This is a genomic window from Streptomyces agglomeratus, from assembly GCF_001746415.1.
Lineage (GTDB): Bacteria > Actinomycetota > Actinomycetes > Streptomycetales > Streptomycetaceae > Streptomyces > Streptomyces agglomeratus.
Genome location: NZ_MEHJ01000001.1, coordinates 5,342,595 through 5,357,421, shown reverse-complemented (window position 1 = coordinate 5,357,421; position 14,827 = coordinate 5,342,595). Strand labels below are relative to the sequence as shown.

General features: G+C 69.8%; 15 protein-coding genes and 1 pseudogene. 8 read left to right on the top strand and 8 right to left on the bottom strand.

Annotation, left to right across the window (positions count from 1 at the left end; translation table 11 throughout):
* Window positions 1-36: 36 nt before the first annotated feature.
* Window positions 37-1,422 (bottom strand): glycine--tRNA ligase, encoded by a 1,386-nt coding sequence (locus tag AS594_RS23270; RefSeq protein ID WP_069928840.1) that lies wholly within the window; start codon window positions 1,420-1,422, stop codon window positions 37-39.
* A gap of 168 nt (window positions 1,423-1,590) precedes the next feature.
* Here AS594_RS23270 and AS594_RS23265 point away from each other — a divergent pair, with 168 nt between their 5' ends.
* The 4 genes from AS594_RS23265 to AS594_RS23250 all read left to right on the top strand — a co-directional run bounded on the left by AS594_RS23265 (window position 1,591) and on the right by AS594_RS23250 (window position 4,806).
* Entirely contained in the window at window positions 1,591-2,592 is a 1,002-nt protein-coding gene (locus tag AS594_RS23265; RefSeq protein WP_069928839.1) for a metal ABC transporter substrate-binding protein, read from the top strand.
* A 44-nt stretch (window positions 2,593-2,636) separates the two neighbouring features.
* A complete protein-coding gene (locus tag AS594_RS23260; RefSeq protein ID WP_069928838.1) occupies window positions 2,637-3,404 on the top strand; it encodes a metal ABC transporter ATP-binding protein in 768 nt (255 codons plus the stop codon).
* Between the two features lie 2 nt (window positions 3,405-3,406).
* Window positions 3,407-4,321: a metal ABC transporter permease gene (locus AS594_RS23255; protein WP_069928837.1), complete on the top strand. Its 915-nt coding sequence runs from the start codon at window positions 3,407-3,409 to the stop codon at window positions 4,319-4,321.
* A 65-nt stretch (window positions 4,322-4,386) separates the two neighbouring features.
* Complete coding sequence (locus AS594_RS23250; protein WP_028813525.1) at window positions 4,387-4,806, top strand: Fur family transcriptional regulator; 420 nt, start codon at window positions 4,387-4,389, stop codon at window positions 4,804-4,806.
* A 73-nt stretch (window positions 4,807-4,879) separates the two neighbouring features.
* Here the strand turns inward: AS594_RS23250 and AS594_RS23245 are convergent, their stop codons facing one another.
* The 3 genes from AS594_RS23245 to recO are packed head-to-tail and all read right to left on the bottom strand — an operon-like array spanning window position 4,880 to window position 7,046.
* Window positions 4,880-5,407, bottom strand: coding sequence for a YcxB family protein (locus AS594_RS23245; protein ID WP_240509082.1), 528 nt, complete (start codon window positions 5,405-5,407; stop codon window positions 4,880-4,882).
* 44 nt (window positions 5,408-5,451) lie between these two features.
* Complete coding sequence (locus AS594_RS23240) at window positions 5,452-6,279, bottom strand: isoprenyl transferase (RefSeq protein ID WP_069928835.1); 828 nt, start codon at window positions 6,277-6,279, stop codon at window positions 5,452-5,454.
* Window positions 6,280-6,299: 20 nt separating this feature from the next.
* On the bottom strand, window positions 6,300-7,046 hold the full coding sequence (recO, locus tag AS594_RS23235) for a DNA repair protein RecO (protein WP_069928834.1): 747 nt from the start codon (window positions 7,044-7,046) through the stop codon (window positions 6,300-6,302).
* Between the two features lie 204 nt (window positions 7,047-7,250).
* On the opposite strand from recO, the gene AS594_RS23230 reads away from it, so the two are divergent.
* A complete protein-coding gene (locus AS594_RS23230; RefSeq protein WP_069928833.1) occupies window positions 7,251-8,624 on the top strand; it encodes an FAD-dependent oxidoreductase in 1,374 nt (457 codons plus the stop codon).
* Between the two features lie 153 nt (window positions 8,625-8,777).
* Here the strand turns inward: AS594_RS23230 and AS594_RS23225 are convergent, their stop codons facing one another.
* Entirely contained in the window at window positions 8,778-9,473 is a 696-nt protein-coding gene (locus tag AS594_RS23225) for a TerB family tellurite resistance protein (protein ID WP_069928832.1), read from the bottom strand.
* A gap of 163 nt (window positions 9,474-9,636) precedes the next feature.
* Window positions 9,637-11,394 (bottom strand): 2-isopropylmalate synthase, encoded by a 1,758-nt coding sequence (gene leuA, locus AS594_RS23220; protein ID WP_069930717.1) that lies wholly within the window; start codon window positions 11,392-11,394, stop codon window positions 9,637-9,639.
* 306 nt (window positions 11,395-11,700) lie between these two features.
* Here leuA and AS594_RS23215 point away from each other — a divergent pair, with 306 nt between their 5' ends.
* The 3 genes and pseudogenes from AS594_RS23215 to AS594_RS41250 all read left to right on the top strand — a co-directional run.
* A complete protein-coding gene (locus AS594_RS23215; RefSeq protein WP_069928831.1) occupies window positions 11,701-12,753 on the top strand; it encodes a M4 family metallopeptidase in 1,053 nt (350 codons plus the stop codon).
* 25 nt (window positions 12,754-12,778) lie between these two features.
* The gene (locus tag AS594_RS23210; protein ID WP_069928830.1) at window positions 12,779-13,045 is read left to right on the top strand and encodes a protealysin inhibitor emfourin; all 267 of its coding nucleotides are present in this window, start codon (window positions 12,779-12,781) and stop codon (window positions 13,043-13,045) included.
* Window positions 13,046-13,062: 17 nt separating this feature from the next.
* Window positions 13,063-13,285: pseudogene (locus tag AS594_RS41250) on the top strand (family 1 glycosylhydrolase); the annotation flags it as partial.
* Window positions 13,286-13,307: 22 nt separating this feature from the next.
* Here AS594_RS41250 and era read toward each other — a convergent pair.
* On the bottom strand, window positions 13,308-14,249 hold the full coding sequence (gene era / locus AS594_RS23205) for a GTPase Era (protein WP_069928829.1): 942 nt from the start codon (window positions 14,247-14,249) through the stop codon (window positions 13,308-13,310).
* 175 nt (window positions 14,250-14,424) lie between these two features.
* A complete protein-coding gene (locus tag AS594_RS23200; RefSeq protein ID WP_069928828.1) occupies window positions 14,425-14,784 on the bottom strand; it encodes a transglycosylase family protein in 360 nt (119 codons plus the stop codon).
* Window positions 14,785-14,827: the final 43 nt, after the last annotated feature.

Here is a 14,827-nt window from a genome sequence, read left to right as displayed (position 1 = left end):
GTGCGGAACCGGGGTCTTCGGGACGTACGAGCGGGGTCAGCAGCCGAGGAGGCGGCCGCCCAGGTACGACTGGATCTGGTCCAGCGAGACGCGCTCCTGCTTCATGGTGTCGCGCTCGCGCACCGTCACCGCGTTGTCGTCGAGGGTGTCGAAGTCGACGGTCACGCAGAACGGCGTACCGATCTCGTCCTGACGGCGGTAGCGGCGGCCGATGGCGCCCGCGTCGTCGAACTCGATGTTCCAGTTCTTGCGCAGGTCGGTCGCCAGGCCCTTGGCCTTCGGCGAGAGCTGCGGGTTGCGCGACAGCGGCAGAACGGCCACCTTGACCGGCGCCAGGCGCGGGTCGAGGCGCATCACGGTGCGCTTCTCCATGACGCCCTTGGCGTTCGGGGCCTCGTCCTCGATGTACGCGTCGAGCATGAAGGCGAGCATGGCGCGGTTCACGCCGGCCGCCGGCTCGATGACGTACGGAGTCCAGCGCTCGCCGGCCTCCTGGTCGAAGAACGACAGGTCCTGGCCGGAAGCCTTGGAGTGCGCCTTGAGGTCGAAGTCGGTGCGGTTGGCCACACCCTCCAGCTCCGAGAACTCGTTGCCGCCGAAGTTGAAGCGGTACTCGATGTCGGCGGTGCGCTTCGAGTAGTGCGACAGCTTCTCCGCCGGGTGCTCGAACCAGCGCATGTTCTCCTCACGGAGACCAAGCTCGCGGTACCAGCTCCAGCGCTGCTCCATCCAGTATTCCTGCCACTGCTCGTCCTCGCCCGGCTTGACGAAGAACTCCATCTCCATCTGCTCGAACTCGCGCGTGCGGAAGATGAAGTTGCCGGGCGTGATCTCGTTGCGGAAGGACTTGCCCATCTGCGCGATGCCGAACGGCGGCTTCTTGCGGGAAGTCTGCTGCACCTGGGCGAAGTTGGTGAAAATGCCCTGCGCGGTCTCGGGACGCAGGAAGGCGCGCGAGCCGGTGTCCTGGGTCGGGCCGAGGTGGGTCTCCAGCATGCCGGAGAACTGCTTGGGCTCGGTGAACTGGCCCTTGGTGCCGCAGTTCGGGCAGTTGACGTCGGCAAGGCCGTTCTCGGGGGCGCGGCCGTTGTGCTTGGCCTCGTACGCCTCGATCAGGTGGTCCGCGCGGTGACGCTTGTGACAGGCGGTGCATTCGGTGAGCGGGTCGGAGAACGTCGCGACGTGGCCGGACGCCTCCCACACCTCGGGGGCCAGGATCACCGAGGAGTCGAGACCGACGACGTCCTCGCGCGCGATGACCATGGAGCGCCACCACTGGCGCTTGATGTTCTCCTTGAGCTCGACACCCAGCGGTCCGTAGTCCCAGGCGGCCCGGGAGCCGCCGTAGATCTCACTGCACGGGTAGACGAAGCCACGGCGCTTGCTCAGGCTGACGATGGTGTCGATCTTGTCGGCGGCCACGGTGCTCTCTTCATTACGACGACGACGAACGCGAATGATTCAGATTACCGGCGCTCGTACCCCCCGGATCAAATCGGTACCCGGGTAAGGGAGCGCGGCAGCGGCCGGGGCTCAGATCACACCCGGCATTATTGACAATCGTTTCCACTTTAGTTGAAAATGGGTGTCATGAACGTACGACGACGCCTCATACCCACCGCCGCTTCCGCCGGAGCCGTCGCGCTCGGCCTGATGGCTGTCAGCGCCTGCTCTTCATCCTCCGGCACCGCCGCCAAGAACGGCGAGGGCAAGCTCGACGTGGTGGCGTCGTTCTACCCCATGCAGTACCTGGCCGAGGAGATAGGCGGCGAGCACGTCGCCGTATCGACCCTGACGAAGCCGGGTGTGGAGCCGCACGACCTGGAGCTCAGCCCGAAGCAGACCGCCGGGCTCGGCGAAGCGGACTTCGTGCTCTACCTCAAGGGCCTCCAGCCCGCCGTCGACGAGGCGGTCGCGCAGTCCGGTGTGAAGAACACCGTCGACGCCGCCGGCCTCACCCAGCTCGAAGAGCACAGCGCCGAAGAGCACACCGACGAGCACGCCGGTGAGCACGCGGACGAGCACGCGGACGAAAACGCCGCGGAAGACGGCCACGACCACTCCGAGGCCGGCGGCGACCCCCACCTCTGGCTGGACCCGGTGAAGTACGCCGAGGTCGCCAAGGGCGTCGGCAAGGCCCTGGAGAAGGCCGACCCCGACAACGCCGCCGCGTACAAGAAGAACACCGACGCCCTGGTCGCCAAGCTCGACGGGCTGCACGCGAAGTTCGAGAAGGGGCTGAAGAACACCGACACCCGGACGTTCATCACGACCCACGCCGCCTTCGGGTACCTCGCCGAGCGCTACGACCTCAAGCAGGAGAGCATCAGCGGCATCGACCCCGAGTCCGAGCCCAGCCTCTCCCGCATGAAGACGCTCCAGAAGACCGCCAAGGACGACAAGGTCACCACGGTCTTCTTCGAGACGCTCGTCAGCGACAAGACCGCCAAGACCCTCGCGGGCGACACCGGCCTCAAGACGGACGTCCTGGACCCGCTGGAGGGAATCACGGACAGGTCCAAGGGCGCTGACTACGCCGAGGTCATGGAGTCGAACCTCGCCGCGCTGGAGAAGGCCCTCGGCGCGAAGTGAAGCAGATCACCCCAGCAGCACCAGCAGCATCGGAGGCGCGAGCCATGAAGCCAGAGCAGCCCGTCATATCCCTGCGCGGCGCCACGGCCACGCTCGGCTCGCGCCCGGTGCTGCGCGGCATCGACCTCACCGTGCACCGCGGTGAGGTCGTGTCGCTGCTCGGCGCCAACGGCTCGGGCAAGTCGACGGCCGTACGTTCCGTGATCGGCCAGGTGCCGCTCACCGGCGGCTCCGTCGAGCTCTTCGGTACGCCGCTGCGCCGCTTCCGCGACTGGTCGCGCGTCGGATACGTACCGCAGCGCACGACGGCCGCCAGCGGCGTACCCGCGACCGTCTACGAGGTCGTCTCCTCCGGGCGGCTGTCCCGGGCGAAGCTGCGGTGGCCCTCGAAGGCCGACCGCGCCGCCGTGCACCGCGCCATCGAGCTCGTAGGGCTCGCGGACCGCGCCAAGGACTCCGTGAACGCCCTCTCCGGCGGCCAGCACCAGCGTGTCCTCATCGCGCGGGCGCTCGCCTCCGAGCCGGAGCTGCTGATCATGGACGAACCGATGGCGGGCGTGGACCTGGCCAGCCAGGAGATCCTCGCGGCGACGCTGCGCGAGCAGGTGGTGGCCGGTACGACCGTCCTGCTGGTACTCCATGAGCTGGGCGCCCTGGAGCCCCTGATCGACCGCGCGGTCGTCCTGCGCGACGGCTGCGTCACGCACGACGGGCCGCCCCCGGAGGCGCTGGGCCAGCACGCGCTGCCCGGCCACGACCACGTACACCCGCACTCGGATTCCGAGCGCGTCCGGACGGGACTGCTGACCTGATCATGGAAATCCTCGAAACAGCCTTCATGCAGCGGGCCCTGCTCGCCGCCGTCCTCGTCGGCATCACCGCCCCCGCCGTCGGCATCTACCTCGTACAGCGCCGCCAGGCCCTGATGGGCGACGGCATCGGCCACGTCGCGATGACCGGCGTCGGCCTCGGCTTCCTCCTGAACGCCAATCCGGTGTGGATGGCCGCGCTCGTCTCGGTGGCCGGCGCCGTCGCGATGGAGCTGATCCGCTGGTACGGGCGCATGCGCGGCGACATGGCGCTGGCCATGCTCTTCTACGGCGGCATGGCGGGCGGTGTCCTGCTGATCAACCTGGCGCCGGGCGGCTCCAACTCCAACCTCATGTCGTACCTCTTCGGCTCGCTGTCGACCGTCTCGGACGCCGATGTCGTCGCCATGTGCGCCCTCGCCGCCTTTGTGATGCTGGTCACGGTCGGCCTGCGCCGCCATCTCTTCGCGGTCAGCCAGGACGAGGAGTTCGCGCGGGTGACCGGGCTGCCGGTGCGCGCCCTGAATCTGCTGATCGCGGTCACCGCCGCAGTCACGGTCACCGTCGCGATGCGCGTGGTGGGACTGCTGCTGGTCAGCGCGCTGATGGTGGTGCCGGTGGCGGCGGCGCAGCAGATCACCCGGTCCTTCAAGGTCACGTTCGTGCTGGCCGTGGCCATCGGCACGGCCGTGACGCTGGCCGGCACGGTGACCTCGTACGAGTACGAAGTGCCGCCGGGCGCGACGAGCGTGCTGCTGGCGATCGGTGTCTTCTTCGCGCTGACCGCGCTCGTCACCCCGCTCGCCAGGCGCCGGGCCAGGGCCGTGAGCGAGGCGGAGGCAGGTTCGGCCGCCGCCTGTAGCGTGGAGGCGGGTGGGCTGCCGGACGGCTCCCGCCCCGCCAACGGCGTCAAGGTCTGACCGCCGCTCGGCATCGACCTGGCAGAATGGCCCGGCATACGTACGGGCGACCAGAGGAGGCACCTGTGACCACTGCGGGAACCCCATCCCCGGTGCGTGGCCGGTCCACCCGGCAGCGGGCCGCCGTAGCGGCCGCGCTCGACGAGGTGGACGAGTTCCGCAGCGCGCAGGAGCTTCACGACATGCTCAAGCACCGGGGCGACTCGGTGGGGCTGACGACGGTCTATCGCACCCTTCAGTCCCTCGCCGACGCCGGTGAGGTGGACGTACTGCGCACCAGCGAGGGCGAGGCGGTGTACCGCCGCTGTTCGAGCGGTGAGCACCACCACCACCTGGTGTGCCGGGTGTGCGGCAAGGCCGTCGAGGTCGAGGGCCCCGCGGTCGAGAAGTGGGCGGAGGCCATCGCCGCGCAGCACGGCTACGTGAACGTGGCCCACACCGTCGAGATCTTCGGCACCTGCGTGGAGTGCGCGGCAAGCGTCTGACGCGGTAATACGCGTGCGGGCCCGTACCGGACGACATGTCCCGGTACGGGCCCGCACGCGTACTCGCGGCGCCTCAGAGCCGCTTCAGGTTCCGGTCGAGGATCGTCCGAAGCAGGTCGGCGTCCTCCGGGTCTCCGAGTCCCCTCTTGGGCAGGACCTCCAGGCACAGGATGTTCGGGTCCCCGCCGAGCAGGACGAAATGGCCGGGGGTCTCCCGGTAGCCCCGGAAGAGCGACCAGCGCGCGGTCAGGGCCGCGTGCTCGGCGGCGGCCGACACGCCCGTCCCGGTGACCGTCGTACGGTATTCGCCCTGCCGTCGCACCGCGCGCAGCACGTGGCCGGCCTGAAGGTGCGGGACCGACCACACGAACAGGGCGAGCGGCCCGTACACGAGGACGTTCATCGCCCCCGCGCCGTCCGGGGACAGCGTCAGCAGCAGGCCCAGGCCCGCCATCAGCGCGACCAACGCCCACCGCAGCGCGTCGAGCCGCCGGACGCGCTCGCGCGCCCGGATGCCCGCCAGAATGTCGCCGCGCGTCGGCCGGTAGGTCAGCTCGACGGTCTCCGCGGCCTGGATCATGCCCCGCCCCTGATCATCCATGGGGCGGGATCCTAGCGACGCGGTCCGGGCGGCCCCGCGCCGCCCTACATGCTGCCCGCGGCGAGCTGCTCCTCGTTCGGGACGGCGCCGCCGAAGCGCCGGTCGCGGGAGGCGTACTCGACGCAGGCCCGCCACAGGTCGCGGCGGTCGAAGTCGGGCCACAGGACGTCCTGGAAGACCATCTCGGCGTACGCGCTCTGCCAGATCAGGTAGTTGGACGTGCGCTGCTCGCCGCTGGGGCGCACGAAGAGGTCGACGTCCGGCATGTCCGGGTAGTACATGTACTTCGCGAAGGTCTTCTCGTTGACCTTCGACGGGTCGAGCCGGCCCGCCGCGACGTCGCGCGCGATCGCCTGGGCCGCGTCCGCGATCTCGGCCCGCCCGCCGTAGTTGACGCAGAAGTACAGCGTCATCGCGTCGTTGTCCTTGGTCTGCTCCTGAGCCACCTGGAGCTCCTGGACGACGGACTTCCACATCTTCGGCATGCGGCCGGTCCAGCGGATGCGGATGCCGAGCTCGTCCATCTCGTCGCGGCGGCGGCGGATGACGTCCCGGTTGAAGTTCATCAGGAAGCGCACCTCCTCGGGGGAGCGCTTCCAGTTCTCGGTGGAGAAGGCATACAGGGAGAGGTTCTTGACGCCCATTTCGAGGCAGCCCTTGAGTACGTCGAGCACGACGCCCTCGCCGACCTTGTGGCCCTCGGTGCGCGGAAGCCCGCGTTCCTTCGCCCAGCGGCCGTTGCCGTCCATGACGACGGCCACGTGCTCCGGGACGAGCTCGCTGGGGATCTTCGGCGGCCGGGCACCGGACGGGTGCGGCTCCGGCGTCTTGTACTCGCGCCGGTTACGGCCCAGAATCCCGCGTCGTGCCATGAGCTTCTCTCTCCCTCGATTCACTTTTCCACATACCGCAGCGAGCGCAGTCCGCGCTCCAAGTGCCAGTGCAGGTAAGCCGACACCAGCCCGCTGCCCTCCCTGACGTGCCGCGCCTCACAGCTGTCGGCCGTCGCCCAGTCCCCCGTGAGGAGTGCGCTGAGCAGCCCGACGGCCTCCGCCGAGGGTACGACGCTTCCCGGCACCCGGCAGTCGCCGCATATGACGCCGCCGGCGGCGACCGAGAAGAAACGGTTGGGCCCGTGCAGGCCGCACCGCGCGCAGTCGTCGAAGCTCGGCGCGTAGCCGTTGACGGCCAGCGAGCGCAGCAGGAAGGCGTCGAGGATGAGGTTCGGCGCGTGCTCCCCGCGGGCGAGGGTACGCAGCCCGCCGACGAGCAGAAGGTACTGCTGTACGGCCGGCTCGCCCTCGTGGTCGGTGAACCGCTCGGCGGTCTCCAGCATCGCCGTACCGGCGGTGTAGCGGCCGTAGTCCGTGACGATTCCGCCGCCGTACGGAGCGATGGTCTCGCTCTGCGTGCACAGCGGCAGGCCGCGCCCGACGAGTTCGCTGCCGCGCGAGAAGAACTGCACGTCGACGTGGGAGAAGGGCTCCAGCCGCGCGCCGAACTTCGACTTGGTCCGCCGCACGCCCCGCGCGACGGCGCGTACGCGGCCGTGTCCGCGCGTGAGCAGCGTGATGATCCGGTCCGCCTCACCCAGCTTCTGGGTGCGCAGCACGATGCCGTCGTCGCGGAACAGGGTCATGCGTCCATTCTCGCCCACCGGGCCGGCCGCCCGCTCCGTCCGGGGCCCGCACCGGTCCGAGGGGCCGCACGTCATCAAGCCCGCCTTTGAGTACCCATAAGAACTGCTTATGAGGTCATAGGAGGGGGTCAGGTACCTGACCCGGCATTTCGTTGCCTAGGGTGACGCACGAGACAGTTGTCGCCACCCGAAGGGAAATCCCCCATGGCCCGCCCCCTGAGGGTCGCGATCGTCGGCGCCGGTCCGGCCGGAATCTACGCCGCTGACGCCCTGCTGAAGTCCGACGCCGCGACCGACCCCGGGGTCTCCATCGACCTCTTCGAGCGGATGCCCGCTCCCTTCGGACTGATCCGGTACGGCGTCGCGCCCGACCACCCGCGCATCAAGGGCATCATCACCGCCCTCCACCAGGTGCTCGACAAGCCGCAGATACGCCTCTTCGGGAACGTCGACTACCCGTCCGACATCGGCCTGGACGACCTGCGCGCGTTCTACGACGCGGTGATCTTCTCGACCGGCGCGAGCGCGGACCGGGCGATGGACATACCCGGCATCGGCCTCGACGGCTCGTACGGCGCGGCGGACTTCGTCTCCTGGTACGACGGCCACCCGGACGTCCCGCGCACCTGGCCGCTGGACGCCGAGAAGGTCGCCGTGCTCGGCGTCGGCAACGTCGCCCTGGACGTGGCCCGCATCCTCGCGAAGACCGCCGACGAGCTGCTGCCCACCGAGATCCCGCCGAACGTCTACGACGGTCTCGCCGTCAACAAGGCCCGCGAGATCCACGTCTTCGGCCGCCGCGGCCCCGCGCAGGCGAAGTTCAGCCCGATGGAACTGCGCGAGCTCGACCACTCCCCGACCATCGAAGTCGTCGTCAACCCCGAGGACATCGACTACGACGACGGCAGCATCGCCACCCGCCGCGCCAACAAGCAGGCGGACATGGTCGCGAAGACCCTGGAGAACTGGGCGATCCGCGACGTGGGCGACCGCCCGCACAAGCTCTTCCTGCACTTCTTCGAGTCGCCCACCGAGGTCGTCGGCGAGGACGGCAAGGTCGTCGGCCTGCGTACGGAACGTACGCGGCTCGACGGCACGGGCAACGTCACCGGGACCGGCGAGACGCAGACCTGGGACGTGCAGGCCGTCTACCGCGCGGTCGGTTACCTTTCCGACGAACTCCCCAAGCTGCCCTTCGACTTCACCACCGGCACGGTCCCGCACGAGGGTGGCCGCGTGATCGAGGCGGGCGAGCACCTTCCGTCGACGTACGTCACCGGGTGGATCAAGCGCGGCCCCATCGGCCTCATCGGCCACACCAAGGGCGACGCCAACGAGACGGTGGCGAACCTCCTGGAGGACCACGGCGCCGGCCGCCTGGCCGCTCCCGTCGCACCGGACGAGGACGCCGTGGTGGACTTCCTCGCGGGCAGGGGCGTGGCGTACACGACGTGGGAGGGCTGGCACCGCCTCAACAGCGCGGAGCGCGCGCTGGGCGCCGCCGAGGGCCGCGAGCGCGTGAAGATCGTCGACCGCGAGGGGATGCTGAAGGCGAGCGGGGCGCCGACGCGGGACTGATACCCGGCGCAAGTCAAAGCCGCCGTCCGGCTCGCCCGGAGGCGGCTTTGCCGTACGCCCCGCCGCACGGACGGACGGCTGCGGCACGACCCGCTGATCCGGCTAAGCCGCAGCCGCACCACCGTGGCGTCCGCCCCGCGGGTGCGCGACGGATCACGAAGGGGTGCGGGCCGCCGCCAGCAGCCGGGCCGTGTCGTCCGGGCGGATCAGCAGCGCGCCTCCGACGATCGTCAGCACCTCGCGCTCGGCGGCGCTGTACGGGCCGTCGGCGAGGGCGATCCCGGCGCCCTGGAGCAGGATCGATTCGCGGCCGGCGGGCGCGAGGTGCGGGGCCAGCGGTTCGAGTGCCTCGTGCAGTTCGATGGCGAGCGCGGCGCCGCAGGGCTCGGACGTCCCGTCGTACGCCCCGGGTAGACGGCCGGTGTCGGCGGCGAGGGCGTCGACGAGGGTGGTGAGCTGGTCCTCGGTGCAGTCGTCGAACCCGGCGGCGCGGACGGCCGCGACGGCGGTGACCCTGACCGTACGGGAGGACGCGCCGCCCGCGGCGAGTACGGCGAGGGCGACGGTGTGGACCGCGTCGCGGAGCATCGCCGCGAAGCGGACGGTGGTGGGGTGGTCGAGCGCCTCGGTGCCGAAGTGGTTCTGGCAGGCGGCGCATTCGACGACCGGGCCGACGTACCCGCGCGGCAGCAGTGGAACGCCGAGGACCGTGAAGCGTCTGCGGCCCGTACGGCGCCGGTAGTTGCGGTCGCCGCCGCAGTCCGGGCAGAAGAAGTCACCGTCGCCGACGGTATTCCAAGCGGTGCGAATGCCCCATACGCATTGTTTCCGCCCTCGGGCTGTCCGCACGTCGCACCTCCGTAACGCTCCGGCAACGCTGCCGCGATGCCGTGATGTTAGCCACATCTGTGATGTGGCGTCAGCACCCTGACGCGGCAAGAGACGCACGAAACGCCGGGCGTGGCCGAAAATCGGCCCGCCCGGCGTTCGTGGATCAGCGCTCAGGAGCGCGTCAGCGCGCGGCCCTGTTCACCGCCGACACGACCGCCTTCAGCGACGCGCGGGTGGTGTTGGCGTCGATGCCGATGCCCCACAGCACCTTGCCGTCGATGGCGCACTCGATGTACGACGCGGCCTGGGCGCTCGCGCCCTCGCTCATCGTGTGCTCCTGGTAGTCCAGCAGCCTGGCGTCCACGCCGACCGCTCCCAGCGCCTCGAAGAAGGCCGAGATCGGGCCATTGCCGGTGCCGGTCAGCACGGTGTCGACGCCGTCCACGACCGCCTCGACGGTCAGCGTGTCCTGGCCGTCCGTGTCGGTGGTGGTCTGGCCGGAGCGCAGCTGGATGCGTCCCCAGGCGTTCTCGGAGTTCGGCAGGTATTCGTCCTGGAAGACCGACCAGATCGCCTTCGGCGTGACCTCGCCGCCCTCGGCGTCCGTCTTGGCCTGGATGATCCGGGAGAACTCGATCTGCATGCGGCGCGGCAGGTCCAGCTTGTGGTCGTTCTTCAGGACGTACGCGATGCCGCCCTTGCCGGACTGCGAGTTGACCCGGATGACCGCCTCGTACGAACGGCCCACGTCCTTCGGGTCGATCGGCAGGTACGGCACGGCCCACTCGATGTCGTCGACCGTCTTGCCGGCGGCGGCCGCCTGGGCCTCCATGGCGTCGAAGCCCTTCTTGATGGCGTCCTGGTGGGAGCCGGAGAAGGCGGTGTAGACCAGGTCGCCCGCGTAGGGGTGGCGCGGGTGGACCTCCATCTGGTTGCAGTACTCGCTGGTGCGGCGGATGTCGTCGATCTGCGAGAAGTCGATCTGCGGGTCGACGCCCTGGCTGAACAGGTTCATGCCCAGGGTGACCAGGTCGACGTTGCCGGTGCGCTCGCCCTGCCCGAACAGGCACCCCTCGATGCGGTCGGCGCCCGCCATGACCGCCAGCTCGGCGGCGGCGACGGCGGTGCCCCGGTCGTTGTGCGGGTGCACGGACAGACAGATGTGCTCACGCCGGGACAGGTTGCGGGACATCCACTCGAAGCGGTCCGCGTGCGTGGACGGCGTGGAGCGCTCGACGGTGGCGGGCAGGTTCAGGATGATCTCCCGGCCCTCCTCCGGCTGCCACACGTCACAGACGGCCTCGCAGACCTCCAGGGCGAAGTCCAGCTCGGTGTCGGTGAAGATCTCCGGGCTGTACTGGTAGCCGAAGATCGTCTCCGGGCCCAGCAGCTTGTCGGCGTACTCCATGACCAGCCGCGTGCCGTCCACGGCGATCTGCTTGACCTGCTCCTTGGAGCCGCGGAAGACGACGCGGCGGAACGTGGGCGCGGTGGCGTTGTAGAGGTGGACGGTCGCGCGCCGGGCGCCGACCAGCGACTCGACGGTCCGCTCGATCAGCTCTTCACGGGCCTGCGTCAGGACGGAGATCGTCACGTCCTCGGGGATCGCGCCCTCTTCGATGATGGAGCGTACGAAGTTGAAGTCGGTCTCGCCGGAGGACGGGAAGCCGACCTCGATCTCCTTGTAGCCCATGCGTACGAGCAGGTCGAACATCTCGCGCTTGCGGGCGGGAGACATGGGGTCGATCAGGGCCTGGTTGCCGTCGCGCAGATCGGTGGACAGCCAGCGGGGCGCCTTGGTGATACGGCGGTCCGGCCAGGTGCGGTCGGGGATGTCGACGGCCTCGTACCTGCCGTACTTGTGGACCGGCATCCCGGACGGCTTTTGCAGCTGCGTCGCGTTGGTGACGGGCGTGGGGCGGCCAACAGGGGCGTTCATCGCGTAGGGCTCCTCGGTGTCCTGCAAAGGGGACGGCCGACGGTGTCGCTGCAGCACCAGACTCCGCGGGGAGGGGGTCGGCCTACAACTACAGACCCTCGCCGCGGCAGCTAAGAAGGAGCAGCCCGTAACGCATGATGTGCCGCAGCCTAGCCGAGGGGAGCCGGTTTCGCCGGTCCCGTATCAGTATGCGGGACCACCCCATCAGTAACGGGCGAGTAACGGGCGAAAGTGATCCATCACTCGATTTCGTCAATCATGGTCGCAAGTAGTGACACCAGGGTTACGCAGTGCCACATTGCCGCCATGAAGGCCACTCATCCCGTGTTCTGCACCATCGTGCCGCCCCACGTCCTCGACAAGCTCGCCCAGGCCGACGATCCGGTCCTCGCGGGCCCCGCCCGCCGCACCCTCGAAGCGGACGCCGCACAGCGTACGCACCGCCGTCTGACCACGGTGCTCGGCGCCCGGCCGGCCGCCTCGGCCACCGCCGACGGCAAGCCGCACCGCACGGTCCACGACGCGCAGCACCGCCAGGTACTTCCGGGCGTCAAAGTCCGCGGCGAGGGTGAGGAGCCCGGCCAGGACGCGACCGTCAACCGCGCGTACGCGGGTCTCGGCGCGACCTTCGAGCTCCTCCTCAAGGGCTTCGCGCGCGATTCCGTCGACGGGAACGGCCTGCCCCTGGTCGCGAGCGTCCACTACGGCGAGAACTACGGAAACGCCTTCTGGGACGGCGAACAGATGGTCTTCGGCGACGGCGACGAGATCTTCCGCGACTTCACGCTCCCCGTGGACGTCATCGCCCACGAGCTGGCGCACGGTCTGACGCAGTACACGGCCAACCTCACGTACTTCGGCCAGCCCGGCGCGCTCAACGAGTCGGTGTCCGACGTCTTCGGCTCCCTGGTCAAGCAGTACGTCAACGACCAGACGGCCGACCGGGCGGACTGGCTGATCGGCGCGGGTCTGCTGACCGACCGCGTGACAGGGGTGGCCCTGCGCTCCATGAAGGCACCGGGCACGGCGTACGACGACGACGTACTCGGAAAGGACCCGCAGCCCGCGAAGATGGAGGACTACGTCCGCACCGGCCGGGACAACGGCGGCGTCCACATCAACTCGGGCATCCCCAACCACGCCTTCTACCTGCTCGCCACCGACCTCGGCGGCAAGGCGTGGGAGCGGGCGGGCCGGATCTGGTACGACACGCTGACCGGCGGGAGCCTGGAGGTCGACGCGAGCTTCGCCGACTTCGCGCGCGCCACCGTCGCGGCGGCCCGGGCCCGTTTCGGTGACGGTGAGGAGCACGAGGCTCTGCTGAAAGCGTGGTCCCTGGTCGGGGTGCCTACCGGCTGAGGCGTATCCGTACTAGAACGGAACCATGCGAATTGGGGTAAGGCGTACAGGAGGCTTCGCCGGCATCGAGCGGTACGCCGAGGTCGACACCTCCGGACGGCCCGACGCCGCGGAATGGCACGCCCTGGTCGAGGAGGCGGTCGCCGCCGGCCGGGGCACACCGCCCATCGGCGTACCGGACGGATTCAGCTACCAGCTCACGGTGGACGGCAGGACGGTGTACTGCGCGGACCCGAGACTCACCGAGGCACAGAGCCGGCTCATCTCGCAGGTCCTCAAAGAGGGCGCCTGAGCGGAGGCACCAGATAGCGGATCGCCTTCCTCGACGGTCATCTGCGGGCGCTGCACAGGGCGGTGGCGGAGGCGCCGATGTGCGCGCTGCTTCGTCTGGTCGCCCGTGGACAACTTCGAGTGGGCCGAGGGGTACGCCCAGCGCTTCGGCCTCGTCCACATCGATTACGAGACGCTGGACCGCACGCCGAAGGCGTCGTTCCGCTGGCTTCGGGACGCTTTGCGCGCGCAGCGGGCGTGACGGTCGCCGGAGGTCCGGCGGCTCAGAAGCCGAGCTTGCGCAGCTGCTTCGGGTCCCGCTGCCAGTCCTTGGCGACCTTCACGTGCAGGTCCAGGAAGACCGGCGTGCCCAGCAGGGCCTCGATGTGCTTGCGCGACTTCGTACCGACGTCCTTCAGGCGCTGGCCCTTGGGGCCGATGATGATGCCCTTCTGGCTGGGACGCTCGATGTAGACGTTCGCGTGGATGTCGAGGAGCGGCCTGTCGGCCGGGCGGTCCTCGCGCGGCAGCATCTCCTCGACGACGACCGCGATGGAGTGCGGCAGCTCGTCCCGTACGCCTTCGAGGGCGGCCTCGCGGATCAATTCCGCGACCATGACCATCTCGGGCTCGTCGGTGAGGTCGCCCTCCGGGTAGAGCGGCGGGCTCTCCGGGAGCAGCGGGATCAACAGGTCGGCGAGGAGCGAGACCTGGCTGTCGCCGACGGCCGACACCGGGACGATCTCCTGCCACTCGAAGCCGAGCTCCTTGGAGAGCTGGTCGATGGCGATGAGCTGCTCGGCGAGCTGCTTGGAGTCGACGAGGTCGGTCTTCGTGACGATCGCGATCTTCGGCGTCTTCTTGATGCCCGCGAGTTCCTTGGCGATGAACTTGTCGCCGGGGCCCAGCTTCTGGTCGGCGGGCAGGCAGAAGCCGATCACGTCGACCTCGGCCCAGGTGGTGCGTACGACGTCGTTGAGACGCTCGCCCAGCAGTGTGCGCGGCTTGTGGAGGCCGGGGGTGTCGACCAGGATCAGCTGCGCCTCGGGGCGGTGCACGATGCCGCGCACCGTGTGGCGCGTGGTCTGCGGCCGGCTGGAGGTGATGGCGACCTTCTGGCCGACCAGAGCGTTCGTCAGGGTGGACTTGCCCGCGTTGGGGCGGCCGACGAAGCAGGCGAAGCCGGCCCGGTGGGGGGCCTCGGAAGACTGGGTGCGAGCGCTCATGCGTGCCATTCTCCCCGATGTACGCCGCCGGGCCGACCAGTGCCGGCCCGGGCGGACGCGCGGGGGGTGGCCGTGGCGGCCGCGGACGGGACGCGGGTGACGGCCAAGGTGGCCGGAGACGGGGCGCGACCCGGGGCCGCGCTGTCGGAGAACGCCCGCGGGGTGGCCGGGTCCGTCAGAGACCGGCCTTGGCGCCGCACACCGGCCAGGCGCCGATGCCCTGGCCCTGGAGGACCTTGTCGGCGACGGCGGCCTGCTGCTGCGGGGTGGCCTGGTGGGCGCTCGCGGCGTACTTCGTGCCGCCGTACGCGGCCCAGGTGGACTGGGTGAACTGGAGACCGCCGGAGAAGCCGTTGCCGGTGTTCGCGTTCCAGTCGCCGCCGGACTCGCACTGGGCGACCGCGGACCAGTCGGCCGTCGGGGCGGCGGAGGCGCTGCCGGTGCCGGCGAGAACCAGCATGCCGGTGGCTCCCGCGGCGACGAAGGAACCGGTGACGCGGCGGCGGAGGGCGGTGCGGGTCAGGGAGGAGAACACGTGGGATGTCCTTCTTCGGGGGGCGGGGACTGCCCGGGGAGCG

Bases quoted from the DNA above. Each gene is read 5' to 3' on its own strand.
- AS594_RS23265 (WP_069928839.1), top strand. From the start codon at position 1,591: ATGAACGTACGACGACGCCTCATACCCACCGCCGCTTCCGCCGGAGCC.
- AS594_RS23260 (WP_069928838.1), top strand. From the start codon at position 2,637: ATGAAGCCAGAGCAGCCCGTCATATCCCTGCGCGGCGCCACGGCCACG.
- AS594_RS23255 (WP_069928837.1), top strand. From the start codon at position 3,407: ATGGAAATCCTCGAAACAGCCTTCATGCAGCGGGCCCTGCTCGCCGCC.
- AS594_RS23245 (WP_240509082.1), bottom strand. From the start codon at position 5,407: ATGGATGATCAGGGGCGGGGCATGATCCAGGCCGCGGAGACCGTCGAG.
- AS594_RS23240 (WP_069928835.1), bottom strand. From the start codon at position 6,279: ATGGCACGACGCGGGATTCTGGGCCGTAACCGGCGCGAGTACAAGACG.
- recO (WP_069928834.1), bottom strand. From the start codon at position 7,046: ATGACCCTGTTCCGCGACGACGGCATCGTGCTGCGCACCCAGAAGCTG.
- AS594_RS23230 (WP_069928833.1), top strand. From the start codon at position 7,251: ATGGCCCGCCCCCTGAGGGTCGCGATCGTCGGCGCCGGTCCGGCCGGA.
- leuA (WP_069930717.1), bottom strand. From the start codon at position 11,394: ATGAACGCCCCTGTTGGCCGCCCCACGCCCGTCACCAACGCGACGCAG.
- AS594_RS23215 (WP_069928831.1), top strand. From the start codon at position 11,701: ATGAAGGCCACTCATCCCGTGTTCTGCACCATCGTGCCGCCCCACGTC.
- AS594_RS23210 (WP_069928830.1), top strand. From the start codon at position 12,779: ATGCGAATTGGGGTAAGGCGTACAGGAGGCTTCGCCGGCATCGAGCGG.
- era (WP_069928829.1), bottom strand. From the start codon at position 14,249: ATGAGCGCTCGCACCCAGTCTTCCGAGGCCCCCCACCGGGCCGGCTTC.